This window comes from Acidovorax sp. FJL06 (assembly GCF_003852545.1).
Taxonomy (GTDB): domain Bacteria; phylum Pseudomonadota; class Gammaproteobacteria; order Burkholderiales; family Burkholderiaceae_C; genus Acidovorax.
Genome location: NZ_QAJR01000010.1, coordinates 48,395 through 70,604 on the forward strand (window position 1 = coordinate 48,395; position 22,210 = coordinate 70,604).

Consider the following 22,210-nt stretch of genomic DNA (forward strand, 5'->3'; position numbering starts at 1 on the left):
ATCCTGAAGACGGAAAGAAGTGGCCGGCTGGGCACCACGGTGCGCCCGCCGGCCGGGGTGGTTTACTGCACCGCGTCGATGCGCTTGACCATGTCCTGCAGCTTGGGGTCTTTCAGGAACTTGTCGTACACGGGTTTCATGGCGGTCTTGAACGCGACCTTGTCGATCTCCACGACCTGCGCGCCGCCGGCCTTGACGGTGGCCAGGGACTTTTCTTCGCGCTCGTCCCAGATCTTGCGCATGAAGCCCACCGACTCCTTGGCGGCGGCGCGGATGGCCTTCTGCTCATCAGCGCTCAGCGTGTCCCACACGCGCTTGCTGAACAGCAGGATCTCGGGCGCCATGGAATGCTCGGTCTTGTTGAAGAACTTGGCGACCTCGAAGTGGCGCGAGCTTTCGTAGCTGGGGTAGTTGTTCTCGGCAGCATCCACCAGGCCGGTCTTGAGCGCGGTGTAGACCTCGCCAAACGGCATGGGGGTGGCGTTGGCGCCCATGGCTTCGAGCAGGGACACCCACAGGTCGCTTTGCTGCACACGCACCTTCAGGCCCTTGACGTCGGCCAGGGTCTTGACGGGCTTCTTCACGGTGTAGATCGAACGCGCGCCGCTGTCGTAGAACGCCAGGCCCACGAAGCCCTGCGATTCGCAGTCCTTGAGGATCTCGTCGCCGATGGCGCCGTCCAGCACCTTGCGCATGTGCTCCTTGTCGCGGAACAGGAAGGGCATGGTGGGCACCATGGTCGCGGGGCAGATGTTGTTCATGGGCGCCACGTTCACGCGCGTCATCGCGATCGCGCCCAGCTTGGTCTGCTCAATGGTGTCCTTCTCGATGCCCAGGGCCCCCTTGGCATAGACCTTGATGCCATGCTTGCCGCCGGTGGCCTTGTTCAGGGTCTCGCCCATGTGGCGCACGGCCAGCACGGTGGGGTAGTCCTCGGGGTGGATGTCGGACGAGCGGAACTCGGTGGCCTGCGCGGCCAGGCCGCCGAGCAGCACGCTAGCAGCGATGGCCACGCGGCCAAAAAGGTGTGGAACGTTCATGGTGCGTTGTCTCCTGGGTTGAATGGGGGTGGGGCGCCGCGCTCAGGCGGGCAGGTACGGGGCTTCTGCGAGCCCTCGGGTGCCGGGGCGGGCCACGAAGACCGCACCGCCGTGCGCCATGTCGTTGCCCTGGGGCTGGCCCGGGCGGATGGAGGTGATGAACAGCAGGTCGAGGTCGGGCCCGCCGAAGCTGCACATCGAGGGCTTGCTCACTGGCACGGCCAGCGAGCGGTCGAGCACGCCCGCGGGGGTGAAGCGGTGCACCAGGCCGGCATCGTTGGCACAGATCCAGTAGCAGCCCTCAGCATCGATGGCCGCGCCATCGGGCCGACCGGGCAGCGCGCGCATGTCCACGAACGGGCGGCGCGGGCCCAGGCTGCCGTCGCCATGCAGGTCCAGCGCCCAGACCTGCTGCACGCTGGGGTGGCTGTCGCTCAGGTACAGGGTGGCGCCATCGGGGCTGAAGGCCAGGCCGTTCTGGGTAACCAGGCTCTGGACCTGGGGGGCGGACAGGCCGCGCGCGTCCTGCCGGTACAGGCTGCCCACAGGGCGGGCGAGCGCCATGTCGCGCACCATGGTGCCGGCCCAGAAGCGGCCCTGGCGGTCGCAGCGTCCGTCGTTAAAGCGCATGCCCTCCTCGGGGTGCTGCACGGCCGAGATGAGGGTGCTGGCCAGCGTGCCGTCATCGGCCGGGCGCAGGTGGAAGAGGCCCGTGTCCATGCCCGCGATGAGGCCGCCACCAGCATGCAGGGCGATGCAGGCCAGGCGCTCGGGCGTGGCCCAGCTGGTGAGCTGCCGGTCGGCCCAGCGCAGGCGGCGCAGGGCGCGGCCTTCGATGTCCACCCAGTACAGGGCCTGTTCGGTGGCAGACCACAGGGGGCTTTCGCCCACCTGGTCGCGGTGGTCGGGCAGCAGCAGGTCCATGGCGGGAGGGCTCACTCGAAAGGACCGGTGCGCACGAAGGGGCCACCCTGGTAGATGACGGCGGGGTCGGCCATGTCGGGCGCGGGGTCGGCCGCCTCCACCTTGGCGCGGAATTGCTCGGAGCTGTCCTCTGGCCGGTAGCCGATGTGGCGCGCCAGCGTGTTGTCCCACCAGGTGGTGGTGTTGTCGCCCATGCCGTAGATGGTGCTGTGGCCCACCACGGGGGCGGTGAGGCTGGCGACGACCAGGCGCTCCAGGTCGTCGTAGCTCATCCAGGTGGCGAGCATGCGGCGGTTGCGCGGCTCGGGAAAGGAGGATCCGATGCGCAGGCACACGGTCTCGATGCCGTAGCGGTCGAAGTAAAAGCGCGACAGGTCTTCGCCGAAGGCCTTGGAGACGCCGTACAGGCCGTCGGGGCGCGCCGGGTCGCGCAGGCCCACGACCTCGTCCTGGCGGTAGAAGCCGGTGACATGGTTGCTGCTGGCAAAAATCACGCGCTTGACGCCCTGCTTGCGCGCGGCCTCGTACAGGTTGTACACGCCGACGATGTTGGCGGGCAGGATGGCGTCCCAGGGCTGCTCGGTGGACACGCCGCCCAGGTGCACCACGGCGTCCACGCCGGCCAGCAGCGCATGGATGGCGGCGGCGTCTTCCAGCTGGGCAGGGCACACCTCTTCACCGGCGGCCTCGGCCCCCAGGTCGGCGATGTCGGACAGACGCAAGGTGGTGCAGTACGCCTTGAGGCGCTGGCGCAGTTCACGGCCCAGGCCGCCTGCAGCGCCGGTGAGCAGCAATCGGTGGAAGCGGATCGGGGTCGGGTGGCAGGGCATGGAAATTGGGAAGGTTCTTGGTACAGTGGCGGTATGCGCCGTTGAACGTCATCAGTTGTCGTACAACGAAAAGCAATGTACTCCCATGAGCCCCTTCGATACATAGGGATAACACCAAGAAATGAACACCGCCATCGCCCTTCGCCGCAAGCCCCGCACCCTGGCCCTGGAACTGGTTGAATCCCTGGGCGACCGCATCCGCGATGGCCGGCTGGCGCTGGGCGACAAGCTGCCCACCGAGGCGGCGATCATGGCCGAGTTCGAGGTGAGCCGCACCGTGGTGCGCGAGGCCATCTCCAAGCTGCAGGCCTCGGGACTGGTGGAGACGCGCCACGGCATCGGCACCTTCGTGCTGGGCCTGGGCCAGGCGCCGGGCTTCAAGATCACCCCCGACCAGTTCAGCACCCTGCGCGACGTGATCGCGGTGCTGGAGTTGCGCATCGGCGTGGAGACCGAAGCCGCAGCCCTGGCCGCGCAGCGCCGCACCGACGCCAACATCGCCGCCATGCGCGTGGCGCTGGACGCCGTGACCAAGGCCGTGGACGAGGGGCGCGATGCCGTGGCCTCGGACTTCCAGTTCCACCTCGAAATCGCGCGCGCCACGCAGAACAGCCACTTTGCGGAGCTGATGGGCACGCTGGGCAGCATGATCATTCCGCGCGCCCGCCTGGACACCGGCGAAGGCCCCCACGATGACCTGCGCCAGTACCTGCGCCGCGTGAACGGCGAGCACGAAAGCATCTACGACGCCATCGTGGGCCAGGACCCCGATGCCGCCCGCGCCGCCATGCGCACCCACCTGGCCAACAGCCGCGAGCGCCGCCGCCGCGCCCAGGCCGAGGCGGGCTGAGGCGCGAGGCGCGCACCCCACCCAACGGCGCCACCGCGCCGCCCCTCCCCGCCAAGCCACGGGACGACGGTCTGGCTGGCACCCTCTGCCATCCGTAGAAACCGCCATGCACAATACCGGCAATTGTTGTACGATGACATACAACAAACCCCAGCCGCAGCGTGATCGGGCATACGCCTTGAGCCCCCGTTCCAGATGAACAGAAGGCTTGGCCGCTCCCGCGCGATCTGATCCCGACGCAGCCCGCAAAGGCTTGCAGGCAATGGCTTCGGGAGGTTATCGTTCAGTGTTTACTACATTTATTGCCACCGTGACCCCAGCCAGCGCAGCGGACTCTGCGCGCCGGGAGCCCCCCCCACCCTGACACCGTTTTCCTCTCCTCTTCTTTTCAACCCGGCCTACCACCATGCACGCAAACCTGATCGACGGAACCTGGACCGAAGGCGTCCGCAGCTACCGCAACACCAACCCTTCGGACACGCGCGACGTGATCGGCGACTACGCCGTGGCGAGCCGCGAGCAGGCGCTGACGGCCGTGGCCGCTGCGCACGCGGCCTTCCCGGCCTGGAGCCTGTCCACCCCCCAGCAGCGCTTTGACATTCTGGACGCCGTGGGCAACGAAATCATCGCGCGCAAGGCCGAACTCGGCGACCTGCTGGCCCGCGAAGAGGGCAAGACCCTGCCCGAGGCGATTGGCGAAGTGGGCCGCGCGGCCGCCATCTTCAAATTCTTCGCCGGCGAGGCGCTGCGCCCGGGCGGCGAGGTGCTGCCCTCGGTGCGCCCCGGCGTGGGCATCGAGATCACGCGCGAGCCGCTGGGCACCATCGGCATCATCACGCCGTGGAACTTCCCCATCGCCATCCCGGCCTGGAAGATCGCGCCGGCCCTGGCCTATGGCAATTGCGTGGTGTTCAAGCCCGCCGAGGTGGTGCCCGGCTCTGCCTGGGCGCTGGCCGACATCCTGCACCGCGCGGGCCTGCCGGCCGGCGTGTTCAATCTGGTGATGGGCCGCGGCTCGGACGTGGGCCAGGTGCTGCTGGAGGACGAGCGCATCGCGGGCGTAAGCTTCACCGGGTCGGTGGGCACGGGCCAGCGCGTGGCCGCTGCCTGCGTGCCGCGCGGCGCCAAGGTGCAGCTGGAGATGGGCGGCAAGAACCCGTTCGTGGTGCTGGACGATGCCGACCTGGCCGTGGCCGTGGGCGCTGCCGTGAACAGCGGCTTCTTCTCCACCGGCCAGCGCTGCACGGCCAGCAGCCGCGTGATCGTGACCGAAGGCATCCACGACCGCTTCGTGGCCGCCATGGTCGAGAAGATGAAGACCCTGAAGGTGGACGACGCACGCAAGGCCGGCACCGACATCGGCCCCGTGGTGGACGACCGCCAGTTGGCGCAGGACCTGGAGTACATCGGTATCGGCCAGCAGGAAGGCGCCAAACTCGCCTTTGGCGGCGAAGCGCTGGAAAAGAACGCCGACGGCGCCCCCGGCTACTACCTGCGCCCCGCCCTGTTCACCGAGACCACGCCCGGCATGCGCATCAACCGCGAAGAAATCTTCGGCCCCGTGGTGAGCGTGCAGCGCGCCAAGAACTACGAGGAAGCGCTGGCCCTGGCCAACGACACGCCCTTCGGCCTGGCCAGCGGCATCGCCACCACCAGCCTCAAGCACGCCACGCATTTCAAGCGCCACGCCCAGGCCGGCATGGTGATGGTGAACCTGCCCACGGCCGGCGTGGACTACCACGTGCCGTTCGGCGGCCGCAAGAGCAGCAGCTACGGCCCGCGCGAGCAAGGCCGCTATGCCGCCGAGTTCTACACCACGGTGAAGACCGCCTACACGCAAGCCTGATGCGATGGCACCCCGGGCGCGGATGAACGCCCCGCCCGGCGGCGCCCCCATCGCACCATCGGCCCACCACGGCCCCGGCCACCGGCTTGATGGAGCGCAAACAAGGCGAACACCCGCCCGCGTCCGCAGGCGGCCCAAGCCGCCCGTGGGGCGCGGCACGCGCCTTGCGCGCTATCATCGCGCCCCATGACCGCCCCCCGACGAACCTTCTCTGCGCTGCGCCTGTGGGTGCTCGCATGGTTCGTGGCGTCGATGGCGGTGGCCATTGCATCACCGCTGGTGCACCCGCAATCGTTCGAGGTGATCTGCTCGGGCACGGGCGCCATCAAGCTGCTGGTGCAGACCGACGACGGCACCGTGGAAATGGGCGCCATGGGCATGGACTGCCCCTTGTGCTCGACCCCCAGCGCGCCGCCGCCCACGCCGGTAGCCGCCACACTGCCCACCCATCCCCTGGCCCATGCGCTGCAGCCCGTCGAGGCCGCCCGCATTGCGGCCGCCACTGCCGCCCCGCTGCCGGCGCGCGGCCCGCCATCCCGCTCTTGATCTGAAGCCTGTTCGCAGCGCCCGAAACCTGGAGGGCGGGTGCTGCGCGTTTCCTTTTTCCGCTGGTTTCAAGACAGCGCCGCCCTGCGTGTTCTCCACGCGGGCCTGGCTGCGCTGTCGCTTCAAGACAAGAGCGTTTCCATGTCCCGTTCCTCCTCCTCCTCTGCTTCTTCGCGCGGCGCTGCGGCCTTTCCGCGCCTGCCTCTTTCCCCTCTGTGCCTGGGCGTTCTTGCCACCTGTGCCCTGTCTTCGGTGGTCGCCCATGCACAGCCCACAAGCACCGCCCCCACGCTGCAGGCCGTGGATGTGGTGGACGCCGCTGCATCGCCCAACGGCAAGCTGAGCCTGGACACCCCCGTGGACACCGGCAGCCGCCTGGGCCTGACGGCGCGCGAGAACCCGGCCTCCGTCACGGTGGTGGACCGCGCCACCATCGACGCACGCGGTGCGCAGGACACGCAGGAAATCCTGCGCGCCGTGCCCGGCGTGGTGGCGCACAACGCGCCGGGTTCGATGGCCGCGCACTACCGGGGCTTCACGTCCAACTCGGTGGCGCAGCTCTACAACGGCATCAACCCGCAGTACGGCAGCGCCACACGCGCGGTCGATAGCTGGATCTACGACCGCGTCGAGGCCATTGGCGGGGCGTCGAGCTTTCTGTATGGCTCGGGCGGCGTGGGCGGCTCGATCAACTACATCACCAAGACGGCCGAGCGCAGCAACTTTGCCGAAGGCCAGCTGCGCCTGGGCGCCTACGACCTGAAGGAAATGTCCGTGGGCCTGAACCGCCGCATTGCGGGCGGCGACGGCAGTGCGGCCCCGGCGCACTATGCGCGCATCGACCTCAACCACCGCAACGCAGGCAGCTGGACCGAGGGCACCAAAACGCAGTCCACCCAACTGGCGACCTCGCTGCTGTCGGACCTGGGTGGCGGCTTCAGCCACACCCTGGCCTACGAGGTCCAGAAGGACCATGTGGACCGCCCCTACTGGGGCACGCCGGTGCTCAACCCCGCCGTGGGCGCGCTGACCATCGACCCGGCCACGCGCTTCCAAAACTACAACAGCGCCGACGGCATGTACGAGCACCGCGTGCAGTGGTTGCGCTCGGTGGCGCAGTGGCGCGTGTCCGACGCGCTGCAGCTCAGGAACACGCTGTACGCCTACGACGCGCTGCGCGACTACCGCAACGTGGAGGTCTACACCTTCAACACGGCCAACACGGCGGTCACGCGCGCATCCCCGCTGTTGCAGCGCCACGACCAGCAACTGGTGGGCAACCGGCTCGAAGGCACCTACCAGGGCCAGCTGGCAGGCCGCAAGAGCGACTGGGCCTTTGGCCTGGATGTGAGCGTGAACAGGCAGACGCGCTTCCCGCTGTCGTCCTCCGCCACTGTAAGCACGGTCAATCCCTACAACTTCTCCACCGAAAACTTCTTCGACATCCCGGGCATGGCGCCCGTGTGGAACCCGGACAAGAACAACAAGATCCGCAACACTGCGCTGTACCTGGAAAACCGCACGGCCGTGGTGCCGGGCGTGAACCTGGTCACCGCGCTGCGGCACGAGCGCATTGACCTGGACCTGGTGAACCGCCGTGCCATCACGGCCACCGCGCCCGCCACCTTCAGCCGCAGCTACCACCCCACCACCGGCCGCCTGGGCGTGGTGTGGGACATTGCGCCCGGCGCCAACCTGTATGCGCAGGCCTCCAACGCGGCCGACCCGCCATCGGGCTCGCTGGCCTCGGCCTCGTTTGCCGACGTGCGCAACAACAGCGACCTGACCACGGGCCGCCAGGTCGAGGTGGGCAGCAAGTTCGACTTCTGGGACGGCAAGGGCAGCGCCACGGTGGCGGTGTTTGACATTCGCCGCAAGAACATCGCGTCACAAGACCCGTCCAACCCCAACCTCACGGTGCTGGTGGGCGAGCAATCGTCCAAGGGCATCGAGCTGTCGGCCGGCATCCGCCCCACGCCACAGTGGCAGCTGCAGGGCAACCTGTCGCTGATCCGCGCACGCTATGAGAACTTTGTGCAGGGCGGCGTCTCGCGCGCAGGCAACGTGCCGCAGCTGGTGCCGCAGCAGGTGGCCAACCTGTGGGCCTCGTATGCGATCACGCCCACCGTCACGGCCAGCGCGGGTGTGCGGCACGTGGGCAAGGTCTATGGCAACGCGGCCAACACCAAGTTCTGGCCGTCGTACACGCTGCTGGACCTGGGCCTGGCCTGGAAGGTCAACCAAACGACCACCCTCACCACCCGCGTGCGCAACGCCACCGACCGCATCTACGCGGCCGAGACGCGCGACCAGGTCTACCTGGGCGCCCCACGCACGCTGGACGTGACGCTGCACACCGCGTTCTGATCGACCCACCGGCCGGAGCCTGCTCGCCATGCTGCCACACGCCAAACGCTGGCTGTACCTCGTCCACCGCTGGCTGGGCGTGCTGCTGTGCGCCTTTTTTGCCATGTGGTTCCTCTCGGGCGTGGTGATGATGTACGTGGGCTACCCCAAGCTCACCCCGGCCGAGCGCCTGGCCCATCTGCCGCCGCTGCGCCCCGCCACGCAAGGGCCCGAGCGCCTGCTGGAGCCCGCCGAGGCCCTGCAGCACGCCGGCCTTGCGGGCCCACTGCAGGACCTGCGGCTGGCGGTGGCCAGCGGGGGGCGAGCCGTGTACCTGGCCGTGCCCGCAGCACCGTCAGGGGACGCAGCCCCGCGCCCACGCAGGGCACCTGCGGCTGTTGTCATCGACGCCGTCCAAGGCGAGCGGCTGCAGCGCGTGGACGCAGAACGGGCCATCGCATCGGCCCGCGCGTTTGCGCAGGACGCCGATCCGCCCATCGCGTACCAGGGCCCGATCGACGAAGACGCCTTCACCCATTCACGCGCCCTGGATGCGCACCGACCGTTGCACCGCCTGCACCTGGGCGACGGCGCGGGCACCATCGTCTACGTGTCGGGCACCACCGGCGAGGTGGTGCGCGATGCGCCGCTGCAGGAACGGGTGTGGAACTACGCGGGCGCCTGGATCCACTGGCTGTACCCCTTGCGGGGCAATATGTTCAACGCCTACTGGACGGACATCGTCATCGGTCTGTCGATTGCAGGCATCGCACTCGCGCTGACCGGCACGGTGGTGGGTGTGCTGCGCTGGCGCTTCAAGGGCCGGTACAAGACCGGGGCGCGCACGCCCTACCGGGGCTTCGTGATGCGCTGGCACCATGTGTTCGGACTGGTGTTCGCGGCCACCACCTTCACCTGGGTCTTCAGCGGCCTCATGTCCATGAACCCCTGGAAGATTTTTGACAGCGGCGCCGCGCCGCTGCACCTGGAAGCCATGCACGGCGGCCCGCTGGTGCTGCCCGCACAGGCCGCCACCGTGCAGGCGCTGCTGTCGGCCGCATCGCCCAACACGCGCGAGCTGCGCTGGGTGCGCACCGCAGGCCACACGCTGGTGCTCGCGCACAGCCCCACAGGCGCCCCAGCGCTGCTCGACGCCGCCACGGCAGCACCGCACACCTGGACCGCCGGCCATGTGGCCAAGGCCGCGGCGGGCCTGCTGCCCCACGCCGTGGCGCGCACCGAGACCCTGGCGGCCTACGACCTGCACTACTACGACCGTACCCCCCACACCATGACAGGCGGCAGCGAAAAACCCCTGCCCGCGCTGCGCGTGGTGTTTGCCGACCCGCATGCCACCTGGGTCCACATCGACCCCCACACCGGCGCCGTGCTGGGCCACACCGACAGCCACCGCCGTACCAGCCGCTGGCTGTTTGCGATGCTGCACAGCTGGGACGCGCTGCCGCTGCTGGAACGCCGCCCGCTGTGGGACATGCTGCTCATCGTGCTGAGCCTGGGCGGCGCGGTGCTGAGCGTGAGCGGGGTGGTGATGGGCTGGCGCAGGCTGGGAGCCAAGTTGCGGCCCGCGCGGTCCGGCGCCGCATGAGCCAAAAAAGGGTTCCCGCACATGTTTCCAATCGCTACACTCAATTGGCCTGAGGTCCTCGCGCACTGCCTGGATGTCACGGCTTTGCCCCCCCCACCGGCCTGAAAACACCCCATGAAAACCACCCTCACCTTCACCACCGCCCTGTTGGCCCTGGTCGCCAGCGGAGCCGCCCTGGCCCAAGGCGGATACAACCGCCCCCCCGCAGGCGACATTCAGTACGCGCAATGCCTGGTGTATGCCGACCGCCTGTACGAAGGCGGCAACGAACCCAGCCCCGTGCGCGGCCAGACCAAAGCCCAGGCCTGGTGCACCTGCATGTGGAACGAGACGCCCGACGATTTCAAGGGCAATCTCGTGCGGTTCGCAGAGACCCGCAAGGGCAAGGACACCAACAGGCTGTGCGAAAAGCACTCCGACTGGAGCGAGTGAGCGCCGCAGCGGCATTCACCGCCGCCTGCGCACCCAGCCGCCGCAAGGCGGTTTTTTTGCGCCCGCCACCGCAAAGGCGCGCCCAGGGCGCAGAGGGCAACCCCGCTACCGGCTACGCAAGGTCCGGCTCAGCAGAATCACCGGCACCAGCCCCACGGCCACCAACGCCAAGGACGGCAGCGCGGCCTCGCCCAGGCGCTCGTCGCGCGCGAGCTGGTAGGCCACCACGGCCAGGGTGTCGCTGTTGAAGGGGCGCAGCACCATGGTGGCGGGCAGCTCCTTCATCACGTCCACAAACACCAGCAGCGCGGCCGCTGCGGTGGAGCGCTTGAGCAGCGGCCAATGCACGCGCGCCAGCAGGCCCGCACTGCCCGTGCCCAGCATGCGGGCCGAGTCGTCCAGGCTGAGCGGAATGCGCGCGTAGCCGCTTTGCATGGACTGCAGGGCCACGGCACAAAAACGCACCAGGTAGGCCCACACAATGCCCAGCGCCGTGGCCGTGACCAGCGCGCCCACCCCCCATTGCGGCATCGTCGCCTGCAGCCAGCCCACGGGCAGCAGCAGGCCCACCACGATGACGGCGCCCGGCACGGCGTAGCCCACGCTGGCCAGTTGCACCACGCCGCGCGTCACGGCATCGGGCTGGCGGCGCACCGCAAAGGCCAGGGCCAGCGCAATGGCCACGGCCAGCACGGCGGTGATGCCGCCCAGGCGCACGCTGTGCCAGGCCCATTCCATGAACCGCTCCCAGGGCAGCACCGACCAGTCGGCCGCCAGCGGGCGCAGCATGAAGACCACCGGCGCCACAAAGCCCATGAGCACCGGCACCGCACACACCGCCCAGGCGGCCCAGAGGCGCGCGCCCCGCAGCGCCAGCGGCTGCGCCTCGGCCGAGCCCGCGCGCCCGCCGCCGGTGGCAAAACGCATGCGCTTTTGTGCACGCTGCTCCAGGTGCAGCAGCGCCACCACCACCACCAGCAGCATGGTGGCCAGCTGCGCGGCCGCCAGGCGGTTGTCCATCGAGAGCCAGGCCTTGTAGATGCCCGTGGTGAAGGTCTGGATGCCGAAATAGCTGGCCACGCCGAAGTCGGCCAGGGTCTCCATCAGCACCAGCGCCACGCCGGCCGCCACCGCCGGGCGCGCCAGCGGCAGGGCCACGGCGCGGATGCGGCGCGGCAACGGTGCACCCAGCAGGCGCGCGGCCTCCATCAGGTGCGCGGCGCGCTCACCCAGGGCCGTGCGCGCCAACAAATACACATAGGGGTACAGCGAAAAGATGAACACCCACACGGCCCCGCCCAGGCTGCGCACCTCGGGCAGCAGGCGGCCTTCGAGGCCCAAGGTGTTGCGCAGCCCCACCTGCAGCGGGCCGCTGAACTGCAGAAAATCGGTGTACGCATACGCCGTCACATAAGCGGGCATGGCCAGGGGCAGCAGCAGCAGCCATTCAAAGGTGCGGCGGCCCGGAAAATCGAACAGCGTCACGGCTGCGGCCGCCAGGGTGCCCACCACGGCCGCGCCCAGGGCCACCAGCACGCTCAGCTGCAAGGTGGTCCACACATAGCCGGGCAGCACGGTGGCCGCCATCTCGCGCAGGATGGCGCCCGCCTGGGCATCGCCCTGCCCCGTGGGCGACCACGGCAGCCAGGAGGCGAGCACCGCCAGCACGGGCAAGGCCAGAAAGCCTGCAAACAGGATCAGGGGAAGGGTGCGAAAGGCGAAAGGCGTGCGGCGCAAGGCAATGGGCTCGGCAAAGGGAGGAAGCGCACGCCCACCGCCGGGCTCGGCCCCGACAACGCTCAGGAATGCAAATGCGAATTTTAAGCATTCGCCCCCGCCCGCCTAGAATCAAGGCATGTTTCTTGAGGTCTCCCAACTCGAAGTGCGCTACGCAGGCCGCGCACAAGCCGCCGTCCAGGGCGTCACGCTCAGCCTGAAAGCCGGTGACATCGGGGTCTTGATCGGCCCCTCGGGCTGCGGCAAGACGACGCTGCTGCGCGCGGTGGCAGGGCTGGAGCCCGTGACCGGCGGCGAGATCCGCCTGACCAAACACCTGGTCAGCAGCGCCCACCTGAGCGTGCCACCCGAAGAGCGGCGCATTGGCATGGTGTTCCAGGACTACGCACTGTTCCCGCACCTTTCGGTGGGCCGCAATGTGGCGTTTGGCATCCACCAGCTGCCCCGGGCCGAGCAGGCTGCGCGCGTGGCCGAGGTGCTGCAGCTGGTGGGCCTGGAAGGCAGCGAGCACCGCTACCCGCACGAGCTCTCGGGCGGCCAGCAGCAGCGCGTGGCCCTGGCGCGCGCGCTGGCGCCGCGCCCCCAGCTCATGCTGCTGGACGAGCCGTTTTCCAACCTCGATGTGGACCTGCGCGAGCGCCTGGCGCACGAGGTGCGCGGCATCCTCAAGGCGGCAGGCGCCACGGCCCTGTTCGTGACGCACGACCAGTTCGAGGCGTTTGCGATTGGCGACGTGATCGGCGTGATGCACGAAGGCCACCTGCACCAGTGGGATGACGCCTACACGCTCTACCACCGCCCGGCCACGCGTTTTGTGGCCGACTTCATTGGCCACGGCGTTTTCGCCCCCGCCACGCTGGAGCAGCGCGGCGACAACGTGGTGGCGCAAACCCCCCTGGGCGCGCTGACCGACCTGGACGAATGCCCGCTGCCCAGCAGCTACCCCGGCGGCGACTGCGATGTGCTGCTGCGCGCCGACGACATCGTGCACGACGACGCAGCCCCCGTGCAGGCGCAGATCGTGCGCAAGTCGTTCCGGGGTTCGGAGTTTTTGTACACCCTGCGCCTGGCCAGCGGCCACACCCTGCTGGCCCATGTGCCCAGCCACCACGACCACGCGCTGGGCGAATGGATCGGCATCCGCGCCCAGGTGGACCATGTGGTCACCTTCCCCCGGGAATCCGCACCCGAAGTGGGATAAAAGGGGGCCTGCTGCTTGTCCATCAAGCGGTAGTAGCTATCATTTTTGAAGCAACCCAGGGCGTGGCTCCTGGTCCAGAAACCGCGCCGCATGCTCGGGCGCAGGCAGCATGCAGGTGCTGGAGCGGCCCCAAATCCGGTAGCGGTTGCGCGCCACCCAGCGGTACAGCAGATCGCGCAGCGGGGCCGGCACCAGCCAGCCCACCCAGGCCAGCCGCCAGGGCCCGCCCAGCGCATGCAGCACGCGCAGGATGGCGGCGGTGTGCAGCCAGCTGCGATCGCCATCAATGACCAGCAGGGTCTGCAGCCCCTCGACCTGGAGCCCCGCCTGCGCCAGCAATTGCTGCCCCGCAGCGCCCTGGATGGACGCAAACCGGATGCGCTGCGCGCGGTCATGCCGCAGCAGAAACTGCACCCAACCATTGCAGAGCAGGCACTGGCCGTCAAACACCACGATCATGCGAGCGCCCCCGCCACGGTGGCCCCCGGTGGCACCAGCAGGTGCCCCCGGTAGCTGACCACCCGCCCCACGCCGGGCACGGTGGCCCGCACGCAAAAGTGCAGCGCGTCGCCCACCCCGGTTTCCTCGGCCACCACCTGCGGACGCAGCCACGCGGGGCAGGGAATGCCGCAGAAATGCAGCTGCTGCAACTGCATCACCAGCCGCCCTTCGGCCTCGTGCAACACAAAGGTCAGCCGCGCGGCCCCCAGGTGTTCCACCACCCGGCCTGCGGCCTCGTGCAGGGTGGACTGCATGGTTTGTGCCGGAAAGCGGCGGGTCCACAGCTCGACCTCGGGGCGCGCATCCAGCTCGAAGGTGATGGCCCCTTGCGCCGCGCTCTGGGGCGCGCCCAGGGCCCAGGCCAGCACACGCCCCGGCCAGGTGGCGGGCGCCTCGACCTGCACCTGGCCCGACAGCCGGTGCGGACCCGAGAGGCGATGGAACCGTGCCAGCGCGGGCGCCAGCCGCTGGTAGGCGGGGCCCAGGGCGCGTTGGTACAAGGACAGGGGTGGCATGGGATAGATAAGGAGCGATGAATGGCCAAAGCCAGTCTATCGCCCGCCACCCCAGCCAGAGACCACAGGCAGCAAAGAAAAAGGCCGACATCCGTCGGCCTTCCAGAGCGAAACCGCCGCCCCCTGTGGGCTCAGGACTTGCCCTTGCGCTGCAGGCTCTCCAGCCCGTTGAGGTCCACCTGCGACATCAGACCCTGCAGCTCCTTCACACCGATCTTGTCGCCTTCAATGCTGACCACCAGGCCGTTCTTCAGGATGGTCTTGAACTCGGCATGGCTGCCGTCCTTCTCGTAGCGGGTGTGCAGCGTGCGGCCACCTTCTTGCCAGGTCTTCTCGGCGCTGGTCTGGTCTTCTTTTTCGCCCTGGGCCATGCCCATGGCCATCGCCGCCATCTGGCCTAGGCCGCCAATGTCCACGATCTCCAGGCGCAGTTGCTTGTCATTGTTGCCATACTGCGCACTGGCCTGGCTGGTGGGCAAGCCCAGGGCCGCGCCGTCCTGCACGTCAAAGCCGGTGCGGGGCAGGCCCGCCAGCTTCTCGGGCAGGGCCGCCTTGAGCGCCTGCGCCGCAATGGCCTGGCCGCCACCCAGCAGGCCCGCTGCGGCCTTGGCAGCGTCGCCGGTGGCGGCGGCGATGGCGGCGGGGTCCTGGCTCTTCTGGGCCGCTTCCATCTTGCGGGCGGCTTCTTCCATCTTCTTGCCTGCGGCCTCCAGGCCGGCCATGTCGACGGACACCTTGCCGCCGGGCGTGTTCATGGTGATCGCAGGAGCCCCCGCACCACCAAACAACGCAGCACTGCGCGGCATGAACAGCGCGCTGACGGCACCGATGACGACGCCCATCACAATGGCGGCAATGATGACCACCACCGTGTAGCCCACCGACTTCTCGGGCGCGCTGCGCATGAGCACGGGCAGGCCGGTGTAGAGCAGGTAGATGGAATACAGCGCCGCCAGCAGCCCCAGCATGGCCAGCGAGGGCAGCAGGCTGAAGATGCCGCCCAGCAAAGCAGCGGTGCTGGCATAGACAGCCACCTTCAGCGCCTGGATGGAGTTCTTCTGGCCGCCGAAGGTGGGCGCCAGCGCATCGATGATCAGGCCCAGCATGAAGATGCCGACCAGGCTGAGCACATACGAGACGACCATGTTCATCAGGCCCGAGACCAAGGGCACGCGGATGGTGACGCCAAAGCCCCCGAAGCCGATCAGCGACATGCCGATGAAACCGCAGACCGCCGGGATGGCGGCCAGGATCATCGCGTAGCGGGTGAACAGGGTGGCCACATCGGTGTTTTCGGCATCGATGGTGGCCCAGGTGTCCTGGGGTTGCAGAAGAATGCTCTTGGCGCGTTCGATCAGGTTCATGGTGCCCTCCCGGCGGTGTGGACACGGATGCGCGTTCGATGCATCCCATCCGTTCAGGCGGAGCGTGAACGGACGGAGATTCACGAATGCAGATCCGTGCAAGGGGCCTGCCGACGCATCTGCATGCACGGCCAGGCCGAAAGACGCGGACGATACGGGAAATTGCGTGGCGTTGAAATCAGATGCGCAGCCCACGCGGCCGCAAACGTGGAATATGCACGCTTTTGCGCACCAAAGCCATCCTTCGCAGGGGTCGATTGGCCTGGAAAGGCGGCCTCAAGGCCCAAGCGCTAGCCTCAGAACCTGTTCAGGATCTCAGGCTTTTCGCAACTGATCGACCGTGTCGTGCAGGTGCTGCGTCCAGGTGCGCCGGTCGCGCTCGCCCGCCAGCTCGGGCAGGCCGTAGTGCACCACGGCCTCGATGGGCGGGGCGCTCAGCGTGCGCCAGATCGAGCCCACCAGGGTTTCGTCGCCGATGTAGCTGGGCGCAAAACTGGTAGTGCCTGTGGCCTGGTCGGCAAAGCGCAGGCCCACGGGCTGCACCGGTGCCTGCGCGGCCACGGCAGCCTGCAGCAGGTTGGCATGGAAGGGCAGCATCTCGCGGCCGTCGCCCGTGGTGCCTTCGGGGAACACGGCCAGCACCTCGCCGCGCGCCAGCGCCTCCTGCATGGACCGCACCATGCGCAGCGCATCGCGGCGCGAGCTGCGTTCGATGTAGAGTGTGCCGGCGGCCGTGGCCAGGGTGCCGATCAGCGGCCAGCCCTGCACGTCCGACTTGGACACAAAACGGCAATGGCGCGCCGCATGCATCACCGGGATGTCGAGCCACGAGATGTGGTTGGCCACCAGCATCACCGGCCCGGCGACGGGCGGCTGGCCCAGGATGCGCAGGCGGATGCCCGCGTGTGAGAGCAGCTCCAGCGACCACGCCTGCACGCGGGCGTGCTGCTGGTCGGGCGACAGCGCAGGAAACCGCAGCGCCACGATGGCCAGCCCCTTGGCGATGTGGCCAAGCAAGCGCAGCAGGCGCCAGCAGGCACGCAAGGACTTCACCGCAGGGCCTCGCCGCGTCGCACTACCTCAACCTCGGTCAAAAGCGATCTGGCCGCCGACCAGCGTCATGCGCACGCGGCCCGGCAGTTCGTAGCCGGAGAATGGCGTGTGTTTGCCCTGGCTGCGCAGTGCGTCGTCCTGCACGGTCCACGCGGCCTGCAGGTCCAAAATGCACAGGTCGCCCACGCCGCCTTCCACGATCTGGCCCACGCTGGCCTGCAGCGTGCCCAGGGCGCTGCCAAGCACGCGTGCGGGTTCGGACGTGACGGTGGCCAGCGCACGCTGCAGGGGCACCCCGCTGTCCCGCGACCACTTGAGCGCGAGCGACAGCAACAGCTCCAGGCCCGTGGCGCCGGGCTCGGCCTCGGCAAACGGCAGGGTCTTGGCGTCTTCATCGACCGGGTTGTGGTCTGACACCAGGGCGTCGAGGGTGCCGTCGGCCAGCGCGGCGTTCAGCGCATCGCGGTCGCGCTGCTGGCGCAGCGGCGGCGACAGGCGCGCGCGGCTGTCAAAGAAGCCAATGTCCACGTCGGTGAGGTGCAGCGAGTTGATGCTCACATCGGCCGTGACCTTGAGGCCCTCGGCCTTGGCGCGGCGCAGCAGCTCGACACCCGCAGCGCTGCTGATGCGGCACAGGTGCACGCGGGCGCCGGTGGTTTTGAGCAGTTCAAAAATGGTGTGCAGCGCAATCGTTTCGGCCGCCACGGGCACGCCCGACAGGCCCAGGCGCGTGGCCAGCGGGCCGCTGGCGGCCACGCCCTTGCCCAGGTGCATCTCTTGCGGGCGCAGCCAGACGGTGTAGCCAAAGGTGGCGGCGTACTGCAGCGCGCGCTGCAGCACCTGGGTGCTGGCCAGCGGCACCTCGGCCTGGCCAAAGCCCACGCAGCCGGACTCGGTCAGCTCGGCCATCTCGGTCAGCACCTCGCCCGCCAGATTGCGGGTGAGTGCGCCCAGCGGGAACAGGCGCGACTGGTGCAGCTTCTCGGCGCGGAACTTGAGCATTTCCACCAGACCGGGCTCGTCGAGCACGGGGTCGGTGTCGGGCGGGCACACGAGGCTGGTCACGCCCCCGGCCACGGCGGCCGCCATTTCGGATTCGAGCATGCCTTCGTGCTCGTGGCCGGGCTCGCGCAGGCGCGCGGCCAGGTCCACCAGGCCCGGCAGCACGATGCAGCCGGCGGCGTCCACCACGCGCTTGGGCGCAAAGTCGGGCGGCACGCGGTTCACGCCCACGATGCGGCCCGCAGCGATGGCGATGTCGCAGGTCTGGTCGAGGCCCGAAGCGGGGTCGATGACGCGGCCGTTCTGGATCAGGATTTTCATGATTTCAAGCCAAATTGGCTGCTAGCGCGCATCTGGCATGCGCTAGCAGCTATGAAAACAGGAGCATTCATTCCAAGCATCATGCCTCGTTACCAGCAACGATGGACATGACGGCCATGCGCACGGCGATGCCGAAGGTCACCTGCGGCAGGATCACGCTCTGCTTGCCATCGACCACGGCGGAGTCGATCTCCACGCCGCGGTTGATGGGGCCGGGGTGCATCACGATGGCATCGGGCTTGGCCAGCTGCAGCTTTTCCTGCGTGAGGCCGAAGCTCTTGAAATACTCCTGGCTCGACGGCAGCAGCGCGCCACTCATGCGCTCGTTCTGCAGGCGCAGCATGATGACCACGTCGGCGTCCTTGATGCCTTCTTCGAGCGTGTGGCACACGCGCACGCCCATCTGCGCCATGTCCGACGGCACCAGGGTGCGCGGGCCCACCACGCGCACCTCGGCGCAGCCCAGCGTGGTGAGGCCGTGGATGTCCGAGCGCGCCACGCGCGAGTGCAGCACGTCGCCCACGATGGCCACGGTGAGGTTGCTGAAGTCCTTCTTGTAGTGGCGGATGGTGTACATGTCCAACAGCCCCTGCGTGGGGTGGGCATGCCGGCCGTCGCCCGCATTGATCACGTGCACATGGGGTGCCACATGCTGCGCAATGAGGTAGGGCGCGCCCGACTCGCTGTGCCGCACCACGAACAGGTCGGCCGCCATGGCCGAGAGGTTGGCGATGGTGTCGAGCAGCGACTCGCCCTTGCTGGCCGAGCTGCGCGCAATGTCGAGGTTGAGCACGTCGGCCGACAGGCGCTTGGCCGCGATCTCGAAGGTGGTGCGCGTGCGCGTGCTGTTCTCGAAGAACAGGTTGAACACGCTCTTGCCGCGCAAGAGGGGCACCTTCTTGACCTCGCGGTCGTTCACGCTCACGAAGTTGGCGGCCGTGTCGAGGATGTGCGTGACGATGTCGCGCGGCAGGCCCTCGATGGACAGCAGGTGGATGAGTTCGCCGTTGCCGTTGAGTTGGGGGTTGCGCTTGTGCAGCACGGTCAGGCCTCTTTGACTTGGAATTGGAAGGTGCCACTGTCGCCGCGCGCCAGGGCCAGCGACTGGGCTGCAGGCAGCGCCACGCGCGCGGCGGCGAAGTCGGCCTGCACCGGCAGCTCGCGCCCGCCCCGGTCCACCAGCACGGCCAGGCGCACGCTGGCAGGGCGACCGTAGTCGAACAGTTCGTTGAGCACGGCGCGGATGGTGCGGCCGGTGTAGAGCACGTCGTCGAGCACCAGCACGTCAGCGCCGTTCACGTCGAACGGCAGCGTGGTCTGCGCGCCGGCCGACAGGCCGCGCTGGGCGAAGTCGTCACGGTGCATCACCGACGAGAGCACGCCGGGCGCGCCATCGAGGCCCAGGTCTTTTTGCAGGCGCTCGGCCAGCCAAGCACCGCCGGAGGCAATGCCTGCCAGGCGCGTGGTGGGGGTGAGCATGCTGCGCACACCGCGCAGCAGTTCGCGGTACAGCGCTTCGGCATCGAGCACGAGGCTGCCGGAGGCCGCAGGGGATGGATGGCTCATGGGAGATTCCTCAAAAACTGTTCCAGGATGATGCAGGCCGAGGCGGCGTCGGCATCCTTGGCACCACCGGCGATGGCCTCGGTGGTGCTGTAGCGCTCGTCCACCTCGAACACCTGCAAACCAAAGCGCCCGCGCAGCTGGCGGCCGAACTTGAGCGCGCGCTCGGTGTTCTCGTGGCTGGCGCCGTCGGGGTGGTAGGGCACGCCGATCACCAAGGCGTCGGGCTGCCATTCCTTGATGCGCTGGGCCACCTGCTCGAAGCGAGCGTCCGCGCCCTCGGCCTTGATGGTCTGCTGCGGGCTGGCGCTGCGCAGCATGCGGTTGCCTGTGGCCACGCCCGTGCGCTTGACCCCGAAATCAAAAGCAAGAAAGGTCTGGAAATGCGCAGGAACGGCCGGCTGAGCGGGCAAGCCGGTCATGCGTGCCCCGCCTCGGGCGACAGCATCCAGGCCTTGAGGCCCAGCAGCGACAGGGCCCGGTCGTAGCGCTCGGGCACGGGGGTGTCGAAGATCACCGACAGGTCGGCCGCCACGGTGAGCCAGGCGTTTTCGGCCAGTTCGGTCTCCAACTGCCCCTCGCCCCAGGACGAATAGCCCAGCGTGATGAGCACGCGGCGCGGCCCGGCGCCAGTGGACAGTGCTTCGAGCACGTCCTTGGAGGTGGTCATCTCCAGCCCGCCCGGGATGGTCATGGTGGAGGCATAGGCCGACTCGTCGGTTTCGGCCTTGTCCATGAGCATGGGCTCGTGCAGCACAAAGCCGCGCTCGGTCTGCACCGGGCCGCCCTGGAACACGGGCTCCTGGGTGAGGTCTTCCCGCCGCAGCGACAGGTCCACCTTGTCAAACAGGCTTTTGAGGGTGATGTCCGAAGGCTTGTTGATGATGAGCCCGAGTGCGCCGCGTTCGCTGTGCTCGCACAGGTAGACCACACTGCGCGCAAAAGACTCATCTTCCAGGCCAGGCATCGCGATCAGGAAGTGATGCGTCAGGTTGATGGGCGCAGAATCGAAAGACATCCCTCAATTTTAACGGTGAACATGGCGTCCCCTTCCGAGCCCCCGTACCCCAGCGGTCTTGTCTGGTTCCGGCGCGACCTGCGCACAGAAGACCAGGCCGCCCTGTACCGGGCGCTGACGCAATGCGAGCAGGTGTACTGCGCCTTTGTCTTTGACCGCGAGATCCTCGACACCCTGCCCCAGATGGACCGGCGCGTGGCGTTCATCCGCGAATCGCTGGTGGAGCTGGATGCGTCGTTGCGCGCACTCTCGGGGCAAGGGCAGGCCGGGCTGATCGTGCTGCATGCGGTGGCCAGCGAGGCGATCCCGGCCCTGGCGCGCCACCTGAACGTACAGGCCGTGTTTGCCAACCACGATGACGAGCCCCAGGCGCTGGCGCGCGACGGCCTGGTGCGCACCCGGCTGGCCGCTATGGGCAGGGCGTTCCACACCTTCAAGGACCACACTCTGCTGGAACGCAGCGAGGTGCTGACGCAGACCGGCAGCCCCTACAGCGTGTTCACGCCCTACAAAAACGCCTGGCTCAGGAAGATCGACGCCTTCCAGCTCCAAAGCTACCCCGTGGAGCGCCACGCGCACCGCCTGGCGCCGCGCCCGCAAGAACACTGCCAGCCTGTTCCCAGGCTGGCCGCGCTGGGGTTCGAGGCCAGCGCATCGCCATCGCCCCGGCTGCCGGCCGGTGCCCATGGTGCGCAGCAGCTGTTCGATGACTTTCTGGGGCGCATCGGACGCTACGACCATGCGCGCGATTTTCCCGCCGTGAAGGGCCCCAGCTACCTCAGCGTGCACCTGCGCTTTGGCACCATCTCGCCGCGGGTGCTGGCGCGCACCGCGCACGGACTGATGCAGGCTGGCAACCCCGGCGCCACCACCTGGCTGAGCGAGCTGATCTGGCGCGACTTTTACTTTCAGATCCTGCACCACCACCCCCACGTGGTGGGCCACAGCTTCAAACCGGCCTACGACGCCATCCAGTGGGAAACCGGCCCCGAAGCCGACGCCCTGTTTGCTGCCTGGTGCGAGGGCCGCACGGGCTACCCGCTGGTGGATGCGGCCATGGCACAAATCAACCAGACGGGCTACATGCACAACCGCCTGCGCATGGTGGTGGCGAGTTTTCTGGTGAAGGATCTGGGCATCGACTGGCGCCGGGGCGAAGCCTACTTTGCCACCCACCTCAATGACTTCGACCTGGCCGCCAACAACGGCGGCTGGCAGTGGGCCAGCTCCAGCGGGTGCGATGCGCAGCCCTACTTCCGCATCTTCAACCCCGTGAGCCAGAGCCAGAAATTCGACCCCGACGGCAAATTCATCCGGCGCTACCTGCCCCAGCTGTCGCGTTTGCCAAACGCGGCCCTGCACGCCCCCTGGCTGGCCCGCCCGCTGGAGCTGCAGGAGGCCGGAGTGCAGCTGGGCACCCACTACCCCCTGCCCGTGGTGGAGCATGACGCCGCACGCCAGCGCACGCTGGAACGGTACGCGGTGGTGAAGGCCGCCAGCTAGCCTCGACCGGCC

21 protein-coding genes are annotated in these 22,210 nt (G+C 68.4%); 8 read left to right on the forward strand and 13 right to left on the reverse strand.

Going from position 1 to position 22,210, the window contains the following annotated elements; genetic code table 11:
- Positions 1-62: 62 nt before the first annotated feature.
- From DBV10_RS05765 to DBV10_RS05775, 3 genes are read right to left on the reverse strand one after another with little or no spacing between them, the layout of a single operon-like run.
- Positions 63-1,040 (reverse strand): TRAP transporter substrate-binding protein, encoded by a 978-nt coding sequence (locus DBV10_RS05765; RefSeq protein ID WP_124511495.1) that lies wholly within the window; start codon positions 1,038-1,040, stop codon positions 63-65.
- 42 nt (positions 1,041-1,082) lie between these two features.
- Positions 1,083-1,964, reverse strand: coding sequence for an SMP-30/gluconolactonase/LRE family protein (locus DBV10_RS05770; protein WP_124511497.1), 882 nt, complete (start codon positions 1,962-1,964; stop codon positions 1,083-1,085).
- Between the two features lie 11 nt (positions 1,965-1,975).
- Positions 1,976-2,794 carry an NAD(P)-dependent oxidoreductase gene (locus tag DBV10_RS05775; RefSeq protein WP_124511499.1) on the reverse strand — a complete coding sequence of 273 codons (819 nt, stop codon included), beginning with the start codon at positions 2,792-2,794 and terminating at the stop codon, positions 1,976-1,978.
- A 121-nt stretch (positions 2,795-2,915) separates the two neighbouring features.
- On the opposite strand from DBV10_RS05775, the gene DBV10_RS05780 reads away from it, so the two are divergent.
- From DBV10_RS05780 to DBV10_RS05805, 6 genes are all read left to right on the forward strand, one after another.
- Entirely contained in the window at positions 2,916-3,644 is a 729-nt protein-coding gene (locus DBV10_RS05780; protein ID WP_124511501.1) for a FadR/GntR family transcriptional regulator, read from the forward strand.
- Positions 3,645-4,050: 406 nt separating this feature from the next.
- Entirely contained in the window at positions 4,051-5,490 is a 1,440-nt protein-coding gene (locus DBV10_RS05785; protein ID WP_124511502.1) for an aldehyde dehydrogenase family protein, read from the forward strand.
- Between the two features lie 186 nt (positions 5,491-5,676).
- On the forward strand, positions 5,677-6,036 hold the full coding sequence (locus tag DBV10_RS05790) for a DUF2946 family protein (RefSeq protein WP_124511504.1): 360 nt from the start codon (positions 5,677-5,679) through the stop codon (positions 6,034-6,036).
- 141 nt (positions 6,037-6,177) lie between these two features.
- Entirely contained in the window at positions 6,178-8,403 is a 2,226-nt protein-coding gene (locus tag DBV10_RS05795; RefSeq protein ID WP_199740046.1) for a TonB-dependent siderophore receptor, read from the forward strand.
- A gap of 28 nt (positions 8,404-8,431) precedes the next feature.
- Positions 8,432-9,988, forward strand: a complete 1,557-nt coding sequence (locus tag DBV10_RS05800; RefSeq protein WP_199740047.1) for a PepSY-associated TM helix domain-containing protein — start codon at positions 8,432-8,434, stop codon at positions 9,986-9,988.
- A gap of 114 nt (positions 9,989-10,102) precedes the next feature.
- Complete coding sequence (locus tag DBV10_RS05805; RefSeq protein ID WP_124511506.1) at positions 10,103-10,420, forward strand: hypothetical protein; 318 nt, start codon at positions 10,103-10,105, stop codon at positions 10,418-10,420.
- A gap of 105 nt (positions 10,421-10,525) precedes the next feature.
- Here DBV10_RS05805 and DBV10_RS05810 read toward each other — a convergent pair whose 3' ends face one another.
- Positions 10,526-12,157: an iron ABC transporter permease gene (locus tag DBV10_RS05810; RefSeq protein ID WP_124511508.1), complete on the reverse strand. Its 1,632-nt coding sequence runs from the start codon at positions 12,155-12,157 to the stop codon at positions 10,526-10,528.
- Positions 12,158-12,275: 118 nt separating this feature from the next.
- Between DBV10_RS05810 and DBV10_RS05815 the strand changes: the two genes are divergently transcribed.
- Entirely contained in the window at positions 12,276-13,358 is a 1,083-nt protein-coding gene (locus DBV10_RS05815; RefSeq protein WP_124511510.1) for an ABC transporter ATP-binding protein, read from the forward strand.
- A gap of 39 nt (positions 13,359-13,397) precedes the next feature.
- Here DBV10_RS05815 and DBV10_RS05820 read toward each other — a convergent pair whose 3' ends face one another.
- From DBV10_RS05820 to DBV10_RS05860, 9 genes are all read right to left on the reverse strand, one after another.
- A complete protein-coding gene (locus DBV10_RS05820; RefSeq protein WP_124511512.1) occupies positions 13,398-13,817 on the reverse strand; it encodes a thiol-disulfide oxidoreductase DCC family protein in 420 nt (139 codons plus the stop codon).
- Positions 13,814-14,359 carry a DUF4166 domain-containing protein gene (locus DBV10_RS05825; RefSeq protein WP_233589814.1) on the reverse strand — a complete coding sequence of 182 codons (546 nt, stop codon included), beginning with the start codon at positions 14,357-14,359 and terminating at the stop codon, positions 13,814-13,816. Before DBV10_RS05825 ends, DBV10_RS05820 begins: the two co-directional genes overlap by 4 nt.
- 146 nt (positions 14,360-14,505) lie before the next feature.
- On the reverse strand, positions 14,506-15,738 hold the full coding sequence (locus tag DBV10_RS05830) for a Yip1 family protein (protein ID WP_124511516.1): 1,233 nt from the start codon (positions 15,736-15,738) through the stop codon (positions 14,506-14,508).
- A gap of 315 nt (positions 15,739-16,053) precedes the next feature.
- Entirely contained in the window at positions 16,054-16,791 is a 738-nt protein-coding gene (locus DBV10_RS05835; RefSeq protein WP_124511518.1) for a 1-acyl-sn-glycerol-3-phosphate acyltransferase, read from the reverse strand.
- Positions 16,792-16,818: 27 nt separating this feature from the next.
- Positions 16,819-18,114: a dihydroorotase gene (locus DBV10_RS05840; RefSeq protein WP_124511520.1), complete on the reverse strand. Its 1,296-nt coding sequence runs from the start codon at positions 18,112-18,114 to the stop codon at positions 16,819-16,821.
- Between the two features lie 79 nt (positions 18,115-18,193).
- Positions 18,194-19,156 (reverse strand): aspartate carbamoyltransferase catalytic subunit, encoded by a 963-nt coding sequence (locus DBV10_RS05845; RefSeq protein WP_008903259.1) that lies wholly within the window; start codon positions 19,154-19,156, stop codon positions 18,194-18,196.
- A 2-nt stretch (positions 19,157-19,158) separates the two neighbouring features.
- Positions 19,159-19,680: a bifunctional pyr operon transcriptional regulator/uracil phosphoribosyltransferase PyrR gene (gene pyrR / locus DBV10_RS05850; protein ID WP_124511522.1), complete on the reverse strand. Its 522-nt coding sequence runs from the start codon at positions 19,678-19,680 to the stop codon at positions 19,159-19,161.
- Positions 19,677-20,099: a Holliday junction resolvase RuvX gene (gene ruvX, locus DBV10_RS05855; protein WP_124511524.1), complete on the reverse strand. Its 423-nt coding sequence runs from the start codon at positions 20,097-20,099 to the stop codon at positions 19,677-19,679. The genes pyrR and ruvX overlap by 4 nt, the downstream gene beginning before the upstream one ends.
- A complete protein-coding gene (locus DBV10_RS05860; protein WP_124511526.1) occupies positions 20,096-20,695 on the reverse strand; it encodes a YqgE/AlgH family protein in 600 nt (199 codons plus the stop codon). Before DBV10_RS05860 ends, ruvX begins: the two co-directional genes overlap by 4 nt.
- A gap of 21 nt (positions 20,696-20,716) precedes the next feature.
- Here DBV10_RS05860 and DBV10_RS05865 point away from each other — a divergent pair, with 21 nt between their 5' ends.
- The gene (locus DBV10_RS05865; RefSeq protein WP_199740048.1) at positions 20,717-22,198 is read left to right on the forward strand and encodes a deoxyribodipyrimidine photo-lyase; all 1,482 of its coding nucleotides are present in this window, start codon (positions 20,717-20,719) and stop codon (positions 22,196-22,198) included.
- The last annotated feature ends 12 nt before the right edge of the window (positions 22,199-22,210 follow it).